Consider the following 18,367-nt stretch of genomic DNA (forward strand, 5'->3'; position numbering starts at 1 on the left):
TTGCGTTGTAAGGATTCATTTGTCGTATTCGTGCCGTGTTCCGGCGATTGCTGTCCAGGCGCGTTCTACGTCAAAAGGGCCCTGTCGCGGAAACGACGCTTCCGGGTGAGCCGCGTTTTCGCTGTTGAACGGCGGGTCATTGGGTATCGAGCGATCCAGTGCTCGAAAGCCGATGGCGACGAACGCCCGATGTCGCAAATGATCAATATTCCTGAATGTGACAATCGTTCAAATCTCGCCGTGAGCGGGCGCGTACCATCGTCACTGCTCTGTTACCGGAGCACTTCCCCTCGGATTTGACGCCAAGCTCGCGCTTGGCTTCTTTTTTCCCCATCGGGGATTCAGCGGAGCGGGATGCCGTTTGTCCGCGTTCGGGCACAACCGATCTCGGAATATTGTTTGTCTAGCCAAGAACAGAGGCACGCTTGTCTTCAACCTGACACGTCGACGTTAGAAGGATCCCCCCCGGAAATTGCAGGTTTCCGACGCGCGCCCCGTGCAGCGCGGGAAATCACAATTTCTTCGATGGTGGATATCCAGTGGCGATGTTCTGATTCCGGGCCGTGCTGCGGAATGCTCGCTACCGCGGGTTGCTGATCGGAGTTCTTATGGGATCGAGTATCGACGATGTCCAGTTATGCTATGAAAAGTCCGTTGACGCTTATAACGCTGGCCAATTTGAACTTGCTCTTCAGCTCGTCAATGACGTTCTGAAGGCATACCCCTCAAGCGGTGACGTCCTGCATCTGAGAGGGCTGATCGCTTTTTCATCGGGCAACGCCGAGGAGGCCGAGGACTGGTTCAAGCGGGCTATCGAAGTGTCTCCCAACGCCGTCTTCTACAACAGCCTGAGCGTGGCGCAAGTCCGATTGAAGGCATTTCAGCAGGCGGCAGCAAGCGCGCGAAGCGGTCTCGCGTTTGCCGAAGATCACCAGCCGGACCTGGACACTTCGAAGTTGTTGTACAACCTGTGTATGGCGTTGGTGCTGGACGACAAGCCGGAGGACGCCATCGATATTTGCCGACGCACGATCGAACGAAATCCGGCACGTTCGGATGCCCATACCAATATGGGAGTGTGTCTCAGACTGTTAGGCGAGACCGACCTTGCGATCAATGCGTATCGTCGAGCAATCGAGTTGGATCCCAAAAATCTCGCAGCCCACGGCAATCTCGGATATGCACTGCTTCGCGCCGGTGAATATAGGGAAGCCTGGCCATATTTCGAACACCGGTGGGCAACCATGCAGGCGGACGATTCGCCGGCCGGGGTCAAGCCTCCGGCCCTGCCGATCCGTCGGTGGCTGGGGCAAGGGCTGCCGCCTGGCGAAAACCGCCTGCTCGTGCTGGCCGAGCAGGGCTTTGGCGATACGTTGCAATTTTGCCGATATCTCGAAATGGCGCTCCGGCAATTCACGGCAGTTGGTTTCTTATGCCCGAAGCCGCTGCGCCGGTTGCTGACCGATTCGCTCTGCTCCCGGTGGCCAAATCTGACGCTGCTCGACGACAAGCCATTCAACGCACTTCGGTGGGACTGGTATTGCCCGCTCCTGTCGCTGCCGATGACCTTCGGAACGCGAGTAGACAACATCCCCGCCGTCCTGCCTTATTTGTACGCCGATCGGCGGCGTTCACAAAAATGGTCATTGAAAGTGGCGACGTTGCAGCCAGGCACCTTGCCACGGATCGGGGTGGTCTGGGCGGGAGGGCATTCGGGCACGCCCGATGATCGCCGGCGTAGTATCAACCTGGAGACGATGGCGCCATTGCTTGCGTGGCCTCACGCGCACTGGATCAGCCTGCAGAAGGCGGATGACAGTTCGAAAGCGCTATCCCACGAGAAGTATCCACACGTGGTCGACTGGATGCACGAGGTGAGGGATTTTGCCGATACCGCGGCCCTCATCGACACGCTGGATCTTGTCATTTCCGTTGACACCGCGGTCGCCCACCTGGCCGCAGCCATGGGCAAGCGCGTGTGGTTACTGAACCGGTACGCGGGCTGCTGGCGCTGGTTGCGCGATCGCGAAGATAGTCCGTGGTATCCCGGCATGCGAATCTTCACTCAGGCCACGCGTGGAAACTGGACCGAAGTAATCGAACGCGTCTTGTCTGAGCTGGCGTTCACCGCCACGACTTCGTCGACGGAGATGAAGTCAAATGTTGCTGTTGCTGTTGCGTGAGGCGTATCGGCGTGAGTAGTTGGCAAGTAGAACAGTCGGAACGGCTACCCGGATCATGCCGAATGACGGCTTCCAGGCGTTTCTGACGACCGTGTCGGGCGACTGCTGGCCAGTTGTGACTGCTCGACGCAGCGCATGGGTCATCGACATTCCGATCCAATCAGCCGATGTTTCGATGTCTTTGGCAGAGTCAAATTCGTGAGTAATGTTATCTGTATTCCTAATAAAAAATGGGTGGAGCATTAAATCTGGCCTCATCCATCGAAGTCTACGACGAACCTCTTTGGGGACAACGGGTGGCCCCACGGGAGGTGCGTTCAGGCATCGTCGAAAGGTCGGGGCAGTCATTGGGCATTGGAATCGAGTCGACGCTTCGACGCGTGGTTCGAGCGTTCGTACGTGGATTTCCCGGTGCGGATCGATCGGCACATTCGGTCCAACGGTGCAGTGGTGGAGCTGACGTGAATAGAGCGATATTCGGCATGTGCGGCCTGCTGATCTGCGGACTTGTCGCGGTACTGGTGATCGTTCTGGAAACGGCGCCGAAGCCGCAGGAAAAAATCGCGCAAGCGGCAAAGCCAGCGAAGGTGAAGTGAAGATGCGTGTTCTGTTGACATTGTGGGGGAGCGCGATCGCACTGGCTGTCTGCGTGGCCTGGCTTGCCGATCGCCCCAAACATGGTGAGCCCGTGCCGCTTGCGTCTCGACTGATTCAGGGCTCGACGAAGTCGATCATCACGCCGTCGCGCGAGCCGGCTCGGTAACGGTGGCTCGAGCCGTCTCCAGTCCCGGTCGCGATCGATGCGACTCGTGGCTTCCGATTTGAGGTTGAAAAATGAAAGATTCCCTGTATCGAATTCTGAGCGTCACGGCGCTCGCCTGGAGGTTGACGGTACCCGAAGGGAGGGAAGCGATGGTCAAGGGCACGTCGATTACTGACCGCTGTATCTTGCAACCGGCGTAGGGCTTGCGCGGTGGCACGATCGCCTGACTGCAGACGCGCCGTGCTTGCCGGTCAGCCGAACTAGCTGCGACAGCATCATGATCACGGCGCGCTGCAGTCAGTCCCGGTTGCTTGCGGCTCGCAGTTGGATTCCTCGATCGCGTATGGCGTCTGCCGTATCGGTCGTTGAGGCGTGTTGAGTTCGAACCGCCTATGTCGTTGCTGTAATGGCGTCGGAGGGTACGCGGCGCCAAGTGTCGAGAGCGTTGCGGTAAGCCGCTATTCCGCATCGTCCGGGGGGCTGGGATCGAGCAACTCCAGCCGATAGCCGTGATTGTAGACAGCGCGAAGTCGAACACCGTTCTCGGGGCCGATTCGCAGCTTGGAACGCACCCGATAGATGTGTGTATCGAGCGTCCGGGAAATGTGGTCGCTATGGCGCCCCCATATCGACTTGATCAATGCGTCGCGTGGCATCGCGCGACCGCAATTTTGAAACAGCGCAACGGCGACGTTGAATTCTCTCGACGTCAGTTTGATCGGCTCGTCACTCAGGAATACGGTTTCGGTCAGGAGATCCAGACGATAGCGACCGATGCTGATCGATGTCGGCGTCGAGTTCACCGGATAGGCCCGCCGCAGGAGCGCACGGACTCTTGCGACCAACTCATGGCGACGGACGGGTTTGACCATATAGTCGTCAGCGCCTGCATCAAGCGCAACGACAAGTTGCTCTTCGCGCACTCGATTCGTCAGGAACAACACGGGGAGGTCTCTGCCGACGCGTGCGCGAATCCAGGCAAGGACCTCCAGCCCGGAAATATCCGGCAAGTTCCAGTCGAGCACGATCAGGTTGAAGGTATCGGTTTCGAGGAGGCGTATGGCTTCCGCGCCGCGGGTGGCGCTTCGGACATCGAACCCTTCGCCGATCAGGGAATCGCGGATAAACGCCGCCTGTGCTGGCTCGTCGTCAACGGCAAGAATTTTCATTGGCACCATTTTTGTCGTGTTGCTCAAATCCGTGCATGCCCTCGTGCATGGGTCGGCTTGTATTTCGGATTTAAGTGAAAGTGAATTGAAATATTCTGCTTGGGCGTTGTATGGCCGGATGGCAGGATTGATTTGCGAAATAGAGTGACATTCTTGAGCGCTTTTTTTGTCAACTTTTATGAACGGAACGGATATTGGGGTGCGATTGATGTGTGACAAATGTTGTCAATCTATACTCGGCATCGATATAGCATGTTCCATATAGATTGTTGGGCGACTGCGAGTTCAGGTGGCGGAATGTTTTCGTGTTGTCGACTCGAACGTTGCTAATTTTTATGTTTTACGAGATGTAATTATATAAATGCGCAACCTGGAGTCTCATCGGCGTTATTTGGAGAAAATGGCGAAGCTGGAGTCTCGAATGGCTGAAGAGCGGCGAGCGGCCGCCGAGGCGATTTTGCTCGAGATTAGATATTGCGTCCGTGAGTTCGGATTTTCTCCTGAGGATATTTTTACGGTCGATATCCTGCGCCGTGCGACCAAACGGCGGCCGCGCTATTTCGATCCGGTCAGCGGGGCGACGTGGTCCGGGGTAGGGCGCGCGCCCGAGTGGATTCGCGATAAGGATCGAAAGCAGTTTGAGATATCCAATTTCGAGCGTGAGGATTGAGTACCGGGTTTTTACGATGATACGAAGGTCGCGTGTGCATGTTTCCAGGTGTTACGCCGATAAGTGTGACGGTATGGAGGGCTGCCGATCTCTGAGGTGTTTCTATCGTGATCCATCTTTCAATGAAGATCGGTATTGATGTCGGTGTCGGGAAGTAAATATATGTTCTCGGAATGAAGCGTGCGGCAAGTTTCTCTGCTGTCGCGTGCTTGATGGGATTGTCCGTCGAGACGATTAATTCGTTTCCAGATATATCGAAATAATTCTCGTGATTTTCGCGCGATGGAGATGGCGTGCCCGAAAGGCAGGGGTGAGAGTCGCCGATTGCCAAGCGTGGTCGTTCCAGCAGCAAACACTTTTTGTGTCTTTGTCAGTAGTCGATGAAATAAGCATTCGGCATGCCGTATAGCGCTATGCCGGCATGGCACTGCACGACATTTTCGGCAACGGCCTGACGGGCGAAGGGCGGGTGCCGGGTGCAGAGGCATAAAAGTCGCCCGCGATGAACTTCCCCGCGGGGCCGTGGGGAAGTGTGTTTCTTTCACAAGAGCCGCAGTTGTTTTGGGTGCGAATTCAAATCGGCCGGACAGAACAACAGGGAGATCAAAATGAACAAGATTTACAAGAGTGTCTGGTGTGAGAAGACGGGTACCTATGTGGCCGCGTCGGAAATTGCGAAAGGGCGAAGGGCTGGCGGGACGAGCGCCGTAGCGGGGGTGTTGGCTGCTGTGGTGTTGGTGGGTGGGGGATTCTTCACGCCGTCGGCCGTGTATGCCGCTGCATTCGTCGTTTGTGGCAATGCATCGACCACTGGCTACACTCCGACGGGCGAGCAAACCAGCTATAACATGGGTTGCGTCACTGGCAGCGACGTGCTTTTCATGGGAGGCACTTCAGCGGGGCCTGGAGCCAATTCGGCTGCTAGCACGTCGTCTACATGGATCACTGTCAACAACGCCACGACAGCAAGTCCGAGCCTCACCGGCTCCATACCGGGGCAGTCGATCGAACTGTATGCACCGGGAAGCATCATCCTGAACGGCAGTAACGTCAGCGTATCCGGTTACAAGATCACCAACCTTGGGGCGGGGTCCATTTCCGCTACCAGTACGGACGCGGTCAACGGCAGCCAACTGTTCTCGCTGTCGACGTCGACCTCGACGGGCTTGTCGTCGGCGAATAGCTCGATTACCTCGCTGTCGACGTCGACCTCGACGGGCCTGTCGTCGGCGAATAGCTCGATCGGTTCGCTGTCCACCTCCACGTCGACAGGCCTGTCGTCGGCGAACAGCTCGATCAGCTCGCTGTCGACTGGCTTGAGCTCGACGGTTAGTACGGTGTCGTCGCTGTCGACGTCGACCTCGACGGGGTTGTCGTCGGCCAATAGCTCGATCACGTCGTTGTCCACGTCGACGTCGACGGGGCTGTCGTCGGCGAATAGTTCGATCACGTCGCTGTCCGCGTCGACGTCGACGGGGCTGTCGTCGGCGAATAGTTCGATCTCGTCGTTGTCGACGTCGACCTCGACGGGCTTGTCGTCGGCGAACAGCTCGATTTCCTCGTTGTCCACTGGCCTGAGCTCGACGAATAGCACGGTGTCGTCGCTGTCGACTTCGACGTCGACCGGTCTGTCGTCGGCCAACAGCTCGATTTCTTCGCTGTCCACGTCGACGTCGACGGGGCTGTCGTCGGCGAATAGTTCGATCTCGTCGTTGTCGACGTCGACCTCGACAGGGTTGTCGTCGGCCAACAGCTCGATTTCTTCGCTGTCCACGTCGACGTCGACCGGCCTGTCGTCGGCTAACAGTTCGATCTCCTCGTTGTCCACTGGCCTGAGCTCGACGAATAGCACGGTGTCGTCGCTGTCGACGTCGACGTCGACCGGCTTGTCGTCGGCGAATAGCTCGATTACGTCGCTGTCCACGTCGACCTCGACCGGCTTGTCGTCAGCGAACAGTTCGATCTCCTCGTTGTCCACGTCGACCTCGACGGGCATCAGCTCGCTGTCGACCGGCTTGTCGTCGGCCAACAGTTCGATCTCCTCGTTGTCCACATCGACTTCGACGGGCATCAGTTCGTTGTCGACCGGCCTGAGCTCGACCGATAGCACGGTGTCGTCGCTGTCGACTTCCACATCGACCGGCTTGTCATCGGCCAACAGCTCGATCTCCTCGTTGTCCACGTCGACCTCAACGGGCATCAGCTCACTGTCGACTGGCCTGAGTTCGACCGATAGCACGGTGTCGTCGCTGTCGACTTCCACATCGACCGGCTTGTCATCGGCCAACAGCTCGATCTCCTCGTTGTCCACGTCGACCTCAACGGGCATCAGCTCGCTGTCCACCGGCCTGAGTTCGACCGACAGCACGGTGTCGTCGCTGTCGACCTCGACCTCGACGGGCCTGTCATCGGCCAACAGTTCGATCTCCTCGCTGTCCACATCGACTTCGACGGGAATCAGCTCGTTGTCCACCGGCCTGAGCTCGACCGACAGTACGGTGTCGTCGCTGTCGACTTCGACGTCGACCGGCCTGTCGTCCGCGAACAGCTCGATCACGTCGCTGTCGACTTCCACATCGACCGGCCTGTCGTCGGCCAATAGCTCGATCTCCTCGTTGTCCACGTCGACCTCGACGGGCATCAGCTCGCTGTCCACCGGCCTGAGCTCGACCGACAGCACGGTGTCGTCCCTGTCGACTTCCACATCGACCGGCCTGTCGTCGGCCAATAGCTCGATCTCCTCGTTGTCCACGTCGACCTCAACGGGCATCAACTCGCTGTCCACCAGCCTGAGTTCGACCGACAGCACGGTGTCGTCGCTGTCGACTTCGACGTCGACGGGCCTGTCGTCCGCGAACAGCTCGATCACGTCGCTGTCGACGTCGACGTCGACCGGCTTGTCGTCGGCCAATAGCTCGATCTCCTCGTTGTCCACGTCGACTTCGACGGGCATCAGCTCGTTGTCGACCGGCCTGAGCTCGACCGACAGCACGGTGTCGTCGCTGTCGACCTCGGCCTCGACGGGCCTGTCGTCGACTAACAGCTCGATTTCTTCATTGTCCACGTCGACCTCGACGGGCATCAGCTCGCTGTCCACCGGCCTGAGCTCGACGGATAGCACGGTGTCATCGCTGTCGACGTCGACGTCGACCGGCCTGTCGTCGGCTAACAGCTCGATTTCTTCATTGTCCACGTCGACCTCAACGGGCATCAGCTCGCTGTCGACCGGCCTGAGCTCGACGGATAGCACGGTGTCATCGCTGTCGACGTCGACGTCGACCGGCCTGTCGTCGGCTAACAGCTCGATTTCTTCATTGTCCACGTCGACCTCAACGGGCATCAGCTCGCTGTCGACCGGCCTGAGCTCGACGGATAGCACGGTGTCATCGCTGTCGACGTCGACATCGACCGGCTTGTCGTCGGCCAATAGCTCGATCTCCTCGTTGTCGACGTCGACTTCGACGGGCATCAGCTCGCTGTCCACTGGCTTGAGCTCGACCGACAGCACGGTGTCGTCGCTGTCGACGTCGACGTCGACCGGCTTGTCGTCGGCCAACAGCTCGATTTCTTCGCTGTCCACGTCGACCTCAACGGGCATCAGCTCGTTGTCGACCGGCCTGAGCTCGACCGACAGCACGGTGTCGTCGCTGTCGACTTCGACGTCGACCGGCTTGTCGTCGGCCAACAGCTCGATCTCGTCGTTGTCCACGTCGACCTCAACGGGCATCAGCTCGCTATCCACTGGCCTGAGCTCGACGGATAGCACGGTGTCATCGCTGTCGACTTCGACGTCGACCGGCCTGTCGTCCGCGAACAGCTCGATCTCCTCGTTGTCCACGTCGACCTCAACGGGCATCAGCTCGTTGTCGACCGGCCTGAGCTCGACCGACAGCACGGTGTCGTCGCTGTCGACGTCGACGTCGACCGGGTTGTCGTCGGCCAACAGTTCGATTTCTTCGCTGTCCACGTCGACCTCGACGGGCATCAGTTCGCTGTCGACCGGCCTGAGCTCGACCAACAGCACGGTGTCGTCGCTGTCGACATCCACGTCGACCGGTCTGTCATCGGCGAATAGCTCGATTTCGTCGCTGTCCACGTCAACCTCGACGGGCCTGTCGTCGGCGAACAGCTCGATTACGTCGCTGTCTACGTCGACCTCGACCGGCTTGTCCTCGGCAAACAGCTCGATCTCCTCGTTGTCGACGTCGACTTCGACGGGCATCAGCTCGTTGTCAACGGGGCTGAGTTCGACCAATAGCTCGGTGGCATCGCTGTCGACTTCGACGTCGACCGGCTTGTCGTCGGCCAACAGTTCGATCTCCTCGCTGTCGACGTCAACCTCGACGGGCATCAACTCACTGTCCACCGGCCTGAGCTCGACCAACAGCACGGTGTCGTCGCTGTCGACCTCGACATCGACAGGCTTGTCGTCGGCCAACAGTTCGATTTCTTCGCTGTCCACGTCGACCTCGACGGGCATCAGCTCGTTGTCGACCGGCCTGAGCTCGACCGACAGCACGGTGTCGTCCCTGTCGACTTCGACGTCGACCGGGTTGTCGTCGGCAAACAGCTCGATTTCTTCGCTGTCGACGTCAACCTCGACGGGCATCGGCTCGTTGTCGACCGGCCTGAGCTCGACGGATAGCACGGTGTCGTCGCTGTCGACTTCGACGTCGACCGGCTTGTCGTCGGCCAACAGCTCGATTTCGTCGCTGTCCACTTCAACCTCAACGGGCATCAGCTCGCTGTCGACCGGCCTGAGCTCGACCGACAGCACGGTGTCGTCGCTGTCGACTTCGACGTCGACTGGCCTGTCATCGGCGAACAGCTCGATCTCCTCGTTGTCGACGTCGACTTCGACGGGCCTGTCGTCCGCGAACAGCTCGATCACGTCCCTGTCGACTTCGACATCGACAGGCCTGTCCTCGGCCAACAGCTCGATCTCCTCGCTGTCCACGTCGACCTCGACGAGCATCGGCTCGCTGTCCACCGGCCTGAGCAGCACGAACAGCACGATCCTGTCCCTGTCCACCTCGACGTCGACCGGCATCGGCTCGCTTTCCACGGGCCTCAGCTCGACCAACAGTTCGATGACGTCGCTGTCCACGTCGACCTCGACCGCGATCGAAGCCGCGAAGACGCACTATTACAGCGTCAACGATGGCGGTACGGCAGGGGCGAACTACGCGAACAGCGCCGCGACGGGTATCTACTCGCTGGCCGCCGGCGTCGCCGCAACTGCCGCGGGCGCCAGCAGCGTCGCGGTCGGTAACGGCTCGAACGCGCAATCGGACGGCGCGGTCGCGATCGGTCAAAGCGCATCGGCCACCGGCGGCAAATCCGTGTCGATCGGCTCCGGCAACACTGCGAGCGGCGACGGCGCGATCGCGATCGGCGACCCGAGCGTCGCGACGGGCACCGGCGCAGTCGCGATGGGTGCAAACGACACGGCGACCGGCACCGGTGCAGTGGCGCTCGGCAACGCGAACACGGCAACCGGCAACGGCGCGCTCGCACTGGGCAGCTCGAGTCAGGCCACCGCGGACAACACGATCGCACTGGGCAACCAGGCCACGGCCAGCGCCATAGGCGCACAGGCCTACGGCTCGGGCGCCACGGCCAGCGCGGTCAACGCACTCGCGCTGGGCTCGAACGCCACCGCGAACGTCGCCAACTCGATCGCGCTCGGCGCGAACTCGGTCACCGGCAATGCGGTCGGGGTGTCGAGCGTCACGGTCGGCGGCGTCACGTACTCCGTCTTCGGCACGAATCCGGTGGGCGTCCTGAGCGTCGGTTCGCCGGGCGCGGAACGCCAGATCACGAACGTCGCTGCCGGCCAGGTCTCGGCCACCAGCACGGACGCGATCAACGGCAGCCAGCTGAACGCGACGAACCAGGCGGTCAACAACCTGTCGACGTCGACCGCGACGAACGTCGCATCGCTGTCGACGGGGATCAACTCGCTGTCGACGGGCCTGAGCGCGACCAACAGCAACGTGTCCTCGTTGTCCACATCGACGTCGACTGCGATCAGCGCGCTGTCGACATCGACGGCGGCCGGCATCGGTTCGCTGTCTACCGGCCTGAGCACGACGAACAACAACGTGGCCTCGCTGTCGACCGGCGTAACGAACATCAACAACCAGTTGAGTCAGCTTTCCACGTTGATGACGACGAATACGACGAACGCCGCCGGCGTCGCCGCCGACATGAACGGCACCGGCACCGACAAGCCGACCGTCACCGCCGGCTCGAACTCGGTGGCGATCGGCGCGAATTCGACGGATGGTGGCCGACAGAACGTCGTGTCGGTCGGCAGCGACACGCAGCAGCGCCAGATCATCAATGTGGCACCGGGTACGCAGGGCACCGATGCGGTCAACGTGAACCAGCTCAATGCGGTGCAGTCGACGCTCTCGACGGCACTGTCGGGCCAGCAGGCGCAGATCAACTCGCTGGGTTCGCAACTGCAGCAGACCGACCAGATGGCGAAGCAGGGTATCGCGGCCGTCGGGGCGATGGCGTCGATCCCGCAGCTCGATCGCGACGCCAACTTCGGGGTGGGGTTGGGTACGTCGACCTTCCTCGGCCAGAAGGCGATGGCGGTCAACATGCAGGCGCGCATCACGGACAACCTGAAGGCGTCGCTCAACGGCGGCTTCAGCGGCGGTCAGCGGGTGATCGGTGCCGGCATGCTGTACCAGTGGAAGTAGCCGCATGTTGACGCACGGCCGACGGAAAGCAAGGTGTGGGAGCGAGGCTGTATCAGCAGGCACTGCGATGCCGAGCGTATGCATGGGAGATCGCGGTGGATGCTATGGCCGTGCGTTGCAGTACTGATGATCTTGTCGAAGACGCGGAGCGTGGATTGGCTCGGAGAGAGTTCTTTTTCGTCTATCAGCCCAAGCTCCGCCTTCAATCGGGATTGCTGTCCGGATTCGAGTCGTTGATACGCTGGCATCATCCGGAACGTGGTGTGTTGATGCCGGCGGCGTTCATCGACCTTGTCGAGAATTCGCATCTGACACGCCGATTTACGGATTACGTGATCGATGAGTCTGCGCGGGTGCTTGCTGGTTGGGCTGCACTCGGTTACGACACCTTGTCTCTGTCTGCAAATTTTCCTGCTCGTGAGATTACCCGGGAGGGGTTGGCAAAACGCTTGTCTTTTGTTCTGGATTCGCATGCCGTGTGTGCCGCGAATTTCCAAATTGAACTGACGGAATCCATCGATCCGGGTCCGATCGACACACTCGCAGCAGCTATCGCTTCGCTTCGGAGGATGGGAGTGAGCGTTGCAATCGACGATTTCGGTTCGGGGTGTTGGTCGCTGAGCAAGTTGCATCGTCTCGAAGCGGATACGCTCAAGCTGGACCGGTCTTTCATGCGCGACGTCCACGAGAACGTCGAATCGAGAACCATGGTCGAAACGCTCGTCGAGCTCGGAACCCGCTTGGGAAAGCATGTTGTCGTCGAGGGCGTTGAAACCGAGGCTCAATTTTCGTGGTTGCGAGCGATGCCCCAAATTGATTGTCAGGGCTACTATATTTCGAAACCCGTCCGAGAGGCGCAGGTGGAAGGGCTGATCGAGCGGTGCGGAATCGCGCGTTGACGGCACGGCGACGCAATTGCGGGTTGCGACGGGCGTGATCCCATCAATATCGGAACAGGATCGTCGTATTCACATCGCAGTCGTCGCATTGCGTGCGCCAATCGTCAGTCGTGACGTCGAGGCGCTGCCAATATTCAAGTGGTCGAAGCAACGCTCGGAAGAGGTCGATGCCGTATGTGCGGGGTTGAGTTTGCGCGGCATAGGCCTGGCTGGTGGCCGGCTCGCTTCATCGAGCGTGTGAAATAAAAACGCGATGTAAAGATGAGAGGGCGCCGCTCAGGTCGGTGCGTTGAATGACGGCAGCGGCGCGTTGTCAGACCGCGATTCGCGGATGATTCGGCTCGAAATCGCGGGTGAAGCAGTCTCGCGTAAATGCGTCTATATAGTCCATCATCAAGTCTGATGAAATCCCGGCTTGCTGCTCGTCGCCGTCCGCTATCGCGCGTGCGACCCGCGTGTGCTGCAGGCTTGCGATCGGCAAGTCATTCAATTGCTTGTGATGGATGAAGTAAAAGCGGCGCGACAACGCATGTAACGGCGCAATGGCCTCGGCGGCGAAGCGATTTCGCGAAAACTGCGCGGTAAGTTGATTGGCCACGTACACGCGCCTCAAATAGGCGACGACGTCGCGCGATTCGCCTGCCACGTCGAGTTCGTCAGCGACGTCGCGGATCTGCGCGCGTTCCTCGGGCGAGGCGCGCCGCGCAGCGCGCTGCGCGATGAGGCGTTCCAGTTCACGGCGTGTTTCGAGCACGAGCAACTGATCGTGAATGTTCGGCACGGTAATCATGATGCCGTGACGCGGAACGACCTGAACGAGATGCGAAGCAGCCAATCGTTGTACGGCCTCGCGAACGGGCGTTCTCCCGGTATTCAACTTCTCCGCGAGCGACGCCTCCGACCAGACACTGCCGGGCGCGAGTTCCAGCGTCACGATGAGTTCTTCCAGTTTCTGGTGAGCCTGTTCGGCAAGGGTGTTACCCGTCAGTCCGTTCATGTGCCTAAGCGATCGCCAAAAGAATATTACTAACATATTAGAGCGGTCGTCCCCTGCTTTCAACTCAAGGTTAAAAGGGGCAAGGTCAAGGAACGGGTTTACCCCCTTTGATCTCGGGCAAGCGCTTCGATATTCTACTGATATGTCAGTAACATCTGACTGACATGCTGATGAGTGAGCCGCGTTCCGTCAAGCGACGATGTGCCGGCACGAAGGCGGGATGAGCGTCGTCAATAAGGGTGCCGGAGCGCTTGGCAGTTTCGCGATGAGACGCTTGCGACGTTCTACCAACTGGTATCGCCGCGCCGTTCGTCGGCGCCAGGTGCATAGCGGGGAGGCGTACTTTTAAAAATAGAGTGGCGGATCAGGTTGGAAGGCTGCGGACTGATCGGGTTCTGAGGTTGGTGTTGAGGTGAGGCTGGTTTCAATCGATCGGCAGTGGTTAAAAATAAGACGTCAAGTTTGTACTGGTGTATCCGTGCGATCGATTTGGTGTGCGATGTAAATCATTCGGGTCGACGAAGGCTGGGGGTGTTATGAGTATCTTGTTGGTGGAAGGGGATCCGGGTCAGGCGTCAGCCTTTGAAAGGGCGCTGCGAGGGACGAATCGGGAAATTTTCCGGGTGTGCGATAGCGCGACAGCCGTCCGGTATCTTAAAAGGGAGATGGTCGAACTCATCGTGCTCGATTGGCGAATTCCGGATGCCGACGGCCTGAATTTGTTGCACTGGATTCGGGCTAACGTCGGAGATGAACCGGCCGTCTTGTTCCTGGCTGCGAGAACGCTTGAAGCAGATGTCGCTGCCGCGCTGGACGCAGGCGCCGACGAGTACATCGGTAAGCCGTTTCGCGAGATCGAGTTGGCCGCTCGCGTCAATGCGCTGTTGCGTCGAAAGGGCCGTAACAAAAAACTCGATGGCAGGGTCGAGATCGGCGCATATGTTCTGAATCCGCTTGCGCGTACTATCGCGCTGCACGGAAAACTCATCGATTTGACGGCAAAGGAATTTGCGCTGGCAAATTTCTTGTTCAATAACATCGGGAACGTGCTTTCCCGGGATGCGTTGTCGACGCTGGCGTGGGGGCGGGCGCTGGATGGTACATCCCGGAGTCTCGACACCCACATCTATCGACTCCGACAAAAGCTGGCGCTTCGTCCGGAAAACGGGCTTCAATTGTGTGCCGTGTATACACATGGTTACCGGCTGGATAAGGTCGACAAAGGTTCGACGGTGGAGCGTTTCGCGGTCCCTGGCCACGTGTCGCAGCGTGCCGTTTCCGAGAGTCCGGTGCCCGCGCTGCTGTAGAAAATTCCGGTGGATTCGTCCGTTCAACGGGGCGCGGATGCTGCCGCGCGTTCGCATCGCGAGCGCAACGGAGCGTCCGCGCCCCATTTAATTTGTCTGGACGCGGCTTGATGTACGGGATTTCCCGGGGGTACTGTGGCCGCCGCGGGAGATCCGTGACGGCGGCTCGAGCAAGCGGCTCGAGGCGTCTTCCCCGCTCACATCGGCTCTCGGGTATTGGCCTCTCTAAGTCATTGTTTTTGCGGAACATATCGCCGATTTTCCTGCCTCGTCCTGATCGCCCCGGGCACGCGCCCGAGTGATCGAGGCTCAAGGCCGGGCGCGCCTCGCCGGCCCGAAAAAAAACCGTCAATCCCCCTTCTTGAATTTGTCAAAACCCGTCCATATAATTAGCACTCGCTGCACGAGAGTGCTAACAATTCTCTGCCGGGCGCCAAGCCGGGCAGATTCCCTAAGCGTTCTTCAATCTCAGTCAAGAGAGGAGTGAATATGAACCTTCGTCCTTTGCACGATCGCGTGATCGTCAAGCGCCTGGATCAAGAAACCAAGACCGCCTCGGGCATCGTGATCCCCGACGCCGCTGCTGAAAAGCCGGATCAGGGCGAAGTCCTGGCCGTCGGCCCGGGCAAGCGTGACGACAAGGGCGCGGCGATCGCGCTCGACGTGAAGGTCGGCGATCGCGTTCTGTTCGGCAAGTACGCAGGCCAGACCGTGAAGGTCGACGGCAACGAACTGCTGGTCATGCGCGAAGAAGACATCATGGCCGTGGTCAACGCCAAGTAAGCGTCCACCGACGGTACATATTCCCAAGAATTCAAGGAGTTAGAAGATGGCAGCTAAAGACGTCGTATTCGGCGATTCCGCCCGTTCGAAGATGGTCGAAGGCGTGAACATTCTCGCCAACGCAGTCAAGGTCACGCTGGGTCCGAAGGGCCGCAACGTCGTGCTCGAGCGCAGCTTCGGCGGCCCGACGGTCACCAAGGACGGTGTGTCGGTCGCGAAGGAAATCGAGCTGAAGGACAAGCTCCAGAACATGGGCGCGCAAATGGTCAAGGAAGTGGCTTCCAAGACCAGCGACAACGCAGGCGACGGCACGACGACGGCAACCGTCCTCGCGCAATCGATCGTCCGCGAAGGCATGAAGTACGTCGCATCGGGCATGAACCCGATGGACCTGAAGCGCGGCATCGACAAGGCAGTCGCAGCGGCTGTCGAAGAACTGAAGAAGATCAGCAAGCCGTGCACGACGAACAAGGAAATCGCACAGGTCGGCTCGATCTCGGCGAACAGCGACACGTCGATTGGCGATCGCATCGCTGAAGCAATGGACAAGGTCGGCAAGGAAGGCGTCATCACCGTCGAAGACGGCAAGTCGCTGGCCGACGAACTCGACGTCGTCGAGGGCATGCAGTTCGATCGCGGCTACCTGTCGCCGTACTTCATCAACAATCCGGAAAAGCAAGTCGCCGTCCTCGACAACCCGTTCGTGCTGCTGCACGACAAGAAGGTGTCGAACATCCGTGATCTGCTGCCGGTGCTCGAGCAAGTCGCGAAGGCAGGCCGTCCGCTGCTGATCATCGCTGAAGACATCGAAGGCGAAGCGCTCGCAACGCTGGTCGTCAACAACATCCGCGGCATCCTGAAGACCGTTGCGGTCAAGGCGCCGGGCTTCGGCGATCGTCGCAAGGCGATGCTGGAAGACATCGCGATCCTGACCGGCGGCCAGGTGATCGCGGAAGAAACCGGCCTGACGCTCGAGAAGGCAACGCTGGCAGAACTGGGCCAGGCGAAGCGCATCGAAGTGGGCAAGGAAAACACGACGATCATCGACGGCGCAGGCGAAGCCGCGAACATCGAAGCACGTGTGAAGCAAGTGCGCGCGCAAATCGAAGAAGCGACGTCGGACTACGACCGTGAAAAGCTGCAAGAGCGCGTGGCCAAGCTGGCCGGCGGTGTTGCAGTGATCAAGGTCGGCGCAGCGACCGAAGTCGAAATGAAGGAAAAGAAGGCACGTGTCGAAGACGCACTGCACGCAACGCGCGCAGCTGTGGAAGAAGGCATCGTGGCAGGTGGCGGCGTTGCGCTGATCCGCGCTCGCACCGCGATCGCAGGCCTGACCGGCGCTAACGCCGACCAGAACGCCGGCATCAAGATCGTGCTGCGCGCGATGGAAGAGCCGCTGCGCCAGATCGTCACGAACGGCGGCGAAGAAGCCAGCGTCGTGGTGGCGGCAGTTGCTGCAGGCCAGGGCAACTACGGCTACAACGCGGCGACGGGCGAGTACGTCGACATGGTCGAAGCCGGTGTTGTCGACCCGACCAAGGTCACGCGTACCGCACTGCAGAACGCAGCTTCGGTTGCAGGCCTGCTGCTGACGACGGACGCAGCGGTTGCTGAACTGCCGAAGGAAGACGCACCGATGCCGGGCGGCATGCCGGGCGGCATGGGCGGCATGGGCATGGACATGTAATCGACTTCGGTCGATGGTGTCCGGAGCGCGCAGCGATGCGCGCTCCAGCCAAAAGAAAAGACCCGCAGCGATGCGGGTCTTTTTTTATGTGCGCGGTTTTCGATGCATGCGCGAGGCGGCCGAAGGTGCCGCGCCCCAAGGCCATGACATGGGCAGCGGCGGGGCATGCCCCGCCGTGCTCACCTCAATGCCGGTGCGACGTCCTCGGCACCGTGTCGGCCTTCACGGCCGGCGGCGTGTCCGAGTCTTCGTTGCTGCGCGCCCAGAAGAACCGATCGGGCAGGTACGCACCCATGCCCGGCCGGAACGCGTCGCGCACGGACTGGTACAGGTATTCCTGCGCCTCGCGAACGGCTTCGGGCGGCTCCTGGCCGTTCGCGAGCAGTGCCGCGATGGCTGCGCCCAAGGTATCGGTGATGCCCATCAGCCGGTGCGGCGAGCGATCCCACATGTCCTCGCGGAGCTGGCCCTCCTCGCCGTACAGTGTGTTGACGAGCCGGTGCGAGCCCGTCTCGGACGACAGGATGTACTCGCAGCCCTGCGATAGCAGGTGCGAGACGGCAGCGTCGAGGTTCGGCGCCTCGGCGTCGCCGTCCGGCTGCGCGAGCGCGATCAGCGTCGCGTAGTCGGCGACCAGCAGCGTGGTTTGCGGCGCCAGCAGGTCGGCGATCGATTCGCGCAGGTCGTCGGCTGCGAGCACGTGCTCGTCGTCGAGCGTGAAGTCCGGCGCGAGCACGAGCGGCACGCCGTCGTAGTCGGCGACGACCTCGGCGATTGCGCTCACGACTTCCGCGCGCGTCGCCGCGCCGATCTTGAACGCTGCAACCGGCATGTCTTCGAGCAGCATGCGCGCCTGGGCGGCGACCACGTCGGGATCGAGGCCGGTCACTTCGTCGCAGGCGGCCGAGTCGCGCACGGTATAGCCCGTCAGGACGGACACGCCGTGACAGCCCATGCTCGCCAAGGTCATCAGATCGGCTTGAATGCCGGAGCCGCCGGTGGGATCGGACAGGCCGAAGGTGAGGACGATCGGAGGGGCGTTGCTGGACATGTAAAAATGGGGCAAGAGAAAAACGGGAAAGCGACGGGCATGCGGACGGCGAGGCGAAATGGGCATTTTTGGCCCTGTGTTGCCCGGCAGGCCGCACTTTTCAGTCATTATGCGGCGGAATCCGGCCTGCACGACGGATTTTTTA

Annotated in this window: 10 protein-coding genes; 7 read left to right on the forward strand and 3 right to left on the reverse strand. The window is 60.2% G+C overall.

Going from position 1 to position 18,367, the window contains the following annotated elements; translation table 11 throughout:
• The first annotated feature begins 608 nt into the window (after positions 1-608).
• Complete coding sequence (locus HWX39_RS08000) at positions 609-2,183, forward strand: tetratricopeptide repeat-containing glycosyltransferase family protein (RefSeq protein WP_175966828.1); 1,575 nt, start codon at positions 609-611, stop codon at positions 2,181-2,183.
• Positions 2,184-3,404: 1,221 nt separating this feature from the next.
• On the opposite strand, the gene HWX39_RS08005 is transcribed toward HWX39_RS08000, so the two are convergent.
• The gene (locus tag HWX39_RS08005; RefSeq protein ID WP_175966830.1) at positions 3,405-4,115 is read right to left on the reverse strand and encodes a response regulator transcription factor; all 711 of its coding nucleotides are present in this window, start codon (positions 4,113-4,115) and stop codon (positions 3,405-3,407) included.
• A gap of 361 nt (positions 4,116-4,476) precedes the next feature.
• On the opposite strand from HWX39_RS08005, the gene HWX39_RS08010 reads away from it, so the two are divergent.
• From HWX39_RS08010 to HWX39_RS08025, 3 genes are all read left to right on the forward strand, one after another.
• Positions 4,477-4,785 (forward strand): H-NS histone family protein, encoded by a 309-nt coding sequence (locus HWX39_RS08010; RefSeq protein WP_244134948.1) that lies wholly within the window; start codon positions 4,477-4,479, stop codon positions 4,783-4,785.
• 608 nt (positions 4,786-5,393) lie between these two features.
• Positions 5,394-11,498: an ESPR-type extended signal peptide-containing protein gene (locus HWX39_RS08020; protein WP_244134958.1), complete on the forward strand. Its 6,105-nt coding sequence runs from the start codon at positions 5,394-5,396 to the stop codon at positions 11,496-11,498.
• 104 nt (positions 11,499-11,602) lie between these two features.
• Positions 11,603-12,397 carry an EAL domain-containing protein gene (locus tag HWX39_RS08025; protein ID WP_244134959.1) on the forward strand — a complete coding sequence of 265 codons (795 nt, stop codon included), beginning with the start codon at positions 11,603-11,605 and terminating at the stop codon, positions 12,395-12,397.
• A 313-nt stretch (positions 12,398-12,710) separates the two neighbouring features.
• On the opposite strand, the gene HWX39_RS08030 is transcribed toward HWX39_RS08025, so the two are convergent.
• Positions 12,711-13,394 carry a GntR family transcriptional regulator gene (locus HWX39_RS08030; protein ID WP_175966835.1) on the reverse strand — a complete coding sequence of 228 codons (684 nt, stop codon included), beginning with the start codon at positions 13,392-13,394 and terminating at the stop codon, positions 12,711-12,713.
• 536 nt (positions 13,395-13,930) lie between these two features.
• Here HWX39_RS08030 and HWX39_RS08035 point away from each other — a divergent pair.
• The 3 genes from HWX39_RS08035 to groL all read left to right on the forward strand — a co-directional run bounded on the left by HWX39_RS08035 (position 13,931) and on the right by groL (position 17,171).
• Positions 13,931-14,701, forward strand: a complete 771-nt coding sequence (locus HWX39_RS08035; protein WP_175966837.1) for a response regulator transcription factor — start codon at positions 13,931-13,933, stop codon at positions 14,699-14,701.
• Between the two features lie 489 nt (positions 14,702-15,190).
• Positions 15,191-15,484 (forward strand): co-chaperone GroES, encoded by a 294-nt coding sequence (gene groES / locus HWX39_RS08040; RefSeq protein ID WP_175951513.1) that lies wholly within the window; start codon positions 15,191-15,193, stop codon positions 15,482-15,484.
• Positions 15,485-15,530: 46 nt separating this feature from the next.
• Positions 15,531-17,171 carry a chaperonin GroEL gene (gene groL / locus HWX39_RS08045; RefSeq protein WP_175951514.1) on the forward strand — a complete coding sequence of 547 codons (1,641 nt, stop codon included), beginning with the start codon at positions 15,531-15,533 and terminating at the stop codon, positions 17,169-17,171.
• A 184-nt stretch (positions 17,172-17,355) separates the two neighbouring features.
• Here the strand turns inward: groL and HWX39_RS08050 are convergent, their stop codons facing one another.
• Positions 17,356-18,222, reverse strand: coding sequence for a hydroxymethylpyrimidine/phosphomethylpyrimidine kinase (locus HWX39_RS08050; RefSeq protein ID WP_175966839.1), 867 nt, complete (start codon positions 18,220-18,222; stop codon positions 17,356-17,358).
• Positions 18,223-18,367: the final 145 nt, after the last annotated feature.

Origin of the sequence: Burkholderia sp. BCC0322 (assembly GCF_902833045.1) — a bacterium.
GTDB lineage: Bacteria > Pseudomonadota > Gammaproteobacteria > Burkholderiales > Burkholderiaceae > Burkholderia.

What these genes read in the sequence shown, in the direction of transcription:
- HWX39_RS08035 (WP_175966837.1), top strand. Translation starts at nt 13,931, where the DNA reads ATGAGTATCTTGTTGGTGGAAGGGGATCCGGGTCAGGCGTCAGCCTTT.
- groES (WP_175951513.1), top strand. Translation starts at nt 15,191, where the DNA reads ATGAACCTTCGTCCTTTGCACGATCGCGTGATCGTCAAGCGCCTGGAT.
- HWX39_RS08020 (WP_244134958.1), top strand. Translation starts at nt 5,394, where the DNA reads ATGAACAAGATTTACAAGAGTGTCTGGTGTGAGAAGACGGGTACCTAT.
- HWX39_RS08030 (WP_175966835.1), bottom strand. Translation starts at nt 13,394, where the DNA reads ATGAACGGACTGACGGGTAACACCCTTGCCGAACAGGCTCACCAGAAA.
- HWX39_RS08010 (WP_244134948.1), top strand. Translation starts at nt 4,477, where the DNA reads ATGCGCAACCTGGAGTCTCATCGGCGTTATTTGGAGAAAATGGCGAAG.
- HWX39_RS08050 (WP_175966839.1), bottom strand. Translation starts at nt 18,222, where the DNA reads ATGTCCAGCAACGCCCCTCCGATCGTCCTCACCTTCGGCCTGTCCGAT.
- groL (WP_175951514.1), top strand. Translation starts at nt 15,531, where the DNA reads ATGGCAGCTAAAGACGTCGTATTCGGCGATTCCGCCCGTTCGAAGATG.
- HWX39_RS08005 (WP_175966830.1), bottom strand. Translation starts at nt 4,115, where the DNA reads ATGAAAATTCTTGCCGTTGACGACGAGCCAGCACAGGCGGCGTTTATC.
- HWX39_RS08000 (WP_175966828.1), top strand. Translation starts at nt 609, where the DNA reads ATGGGATCGAGTATCGACGATGTCCAGTTATGCTATGAAAAGTCCGTT.
- HWX39_RS08025 (WP_244134959.1), top strand. Translation starts at nt 11,603, where the DNA reads ATGGCCGTGCGTTGCAGTACTGATGATCTTGTCGAAGACGCGGAGCGT.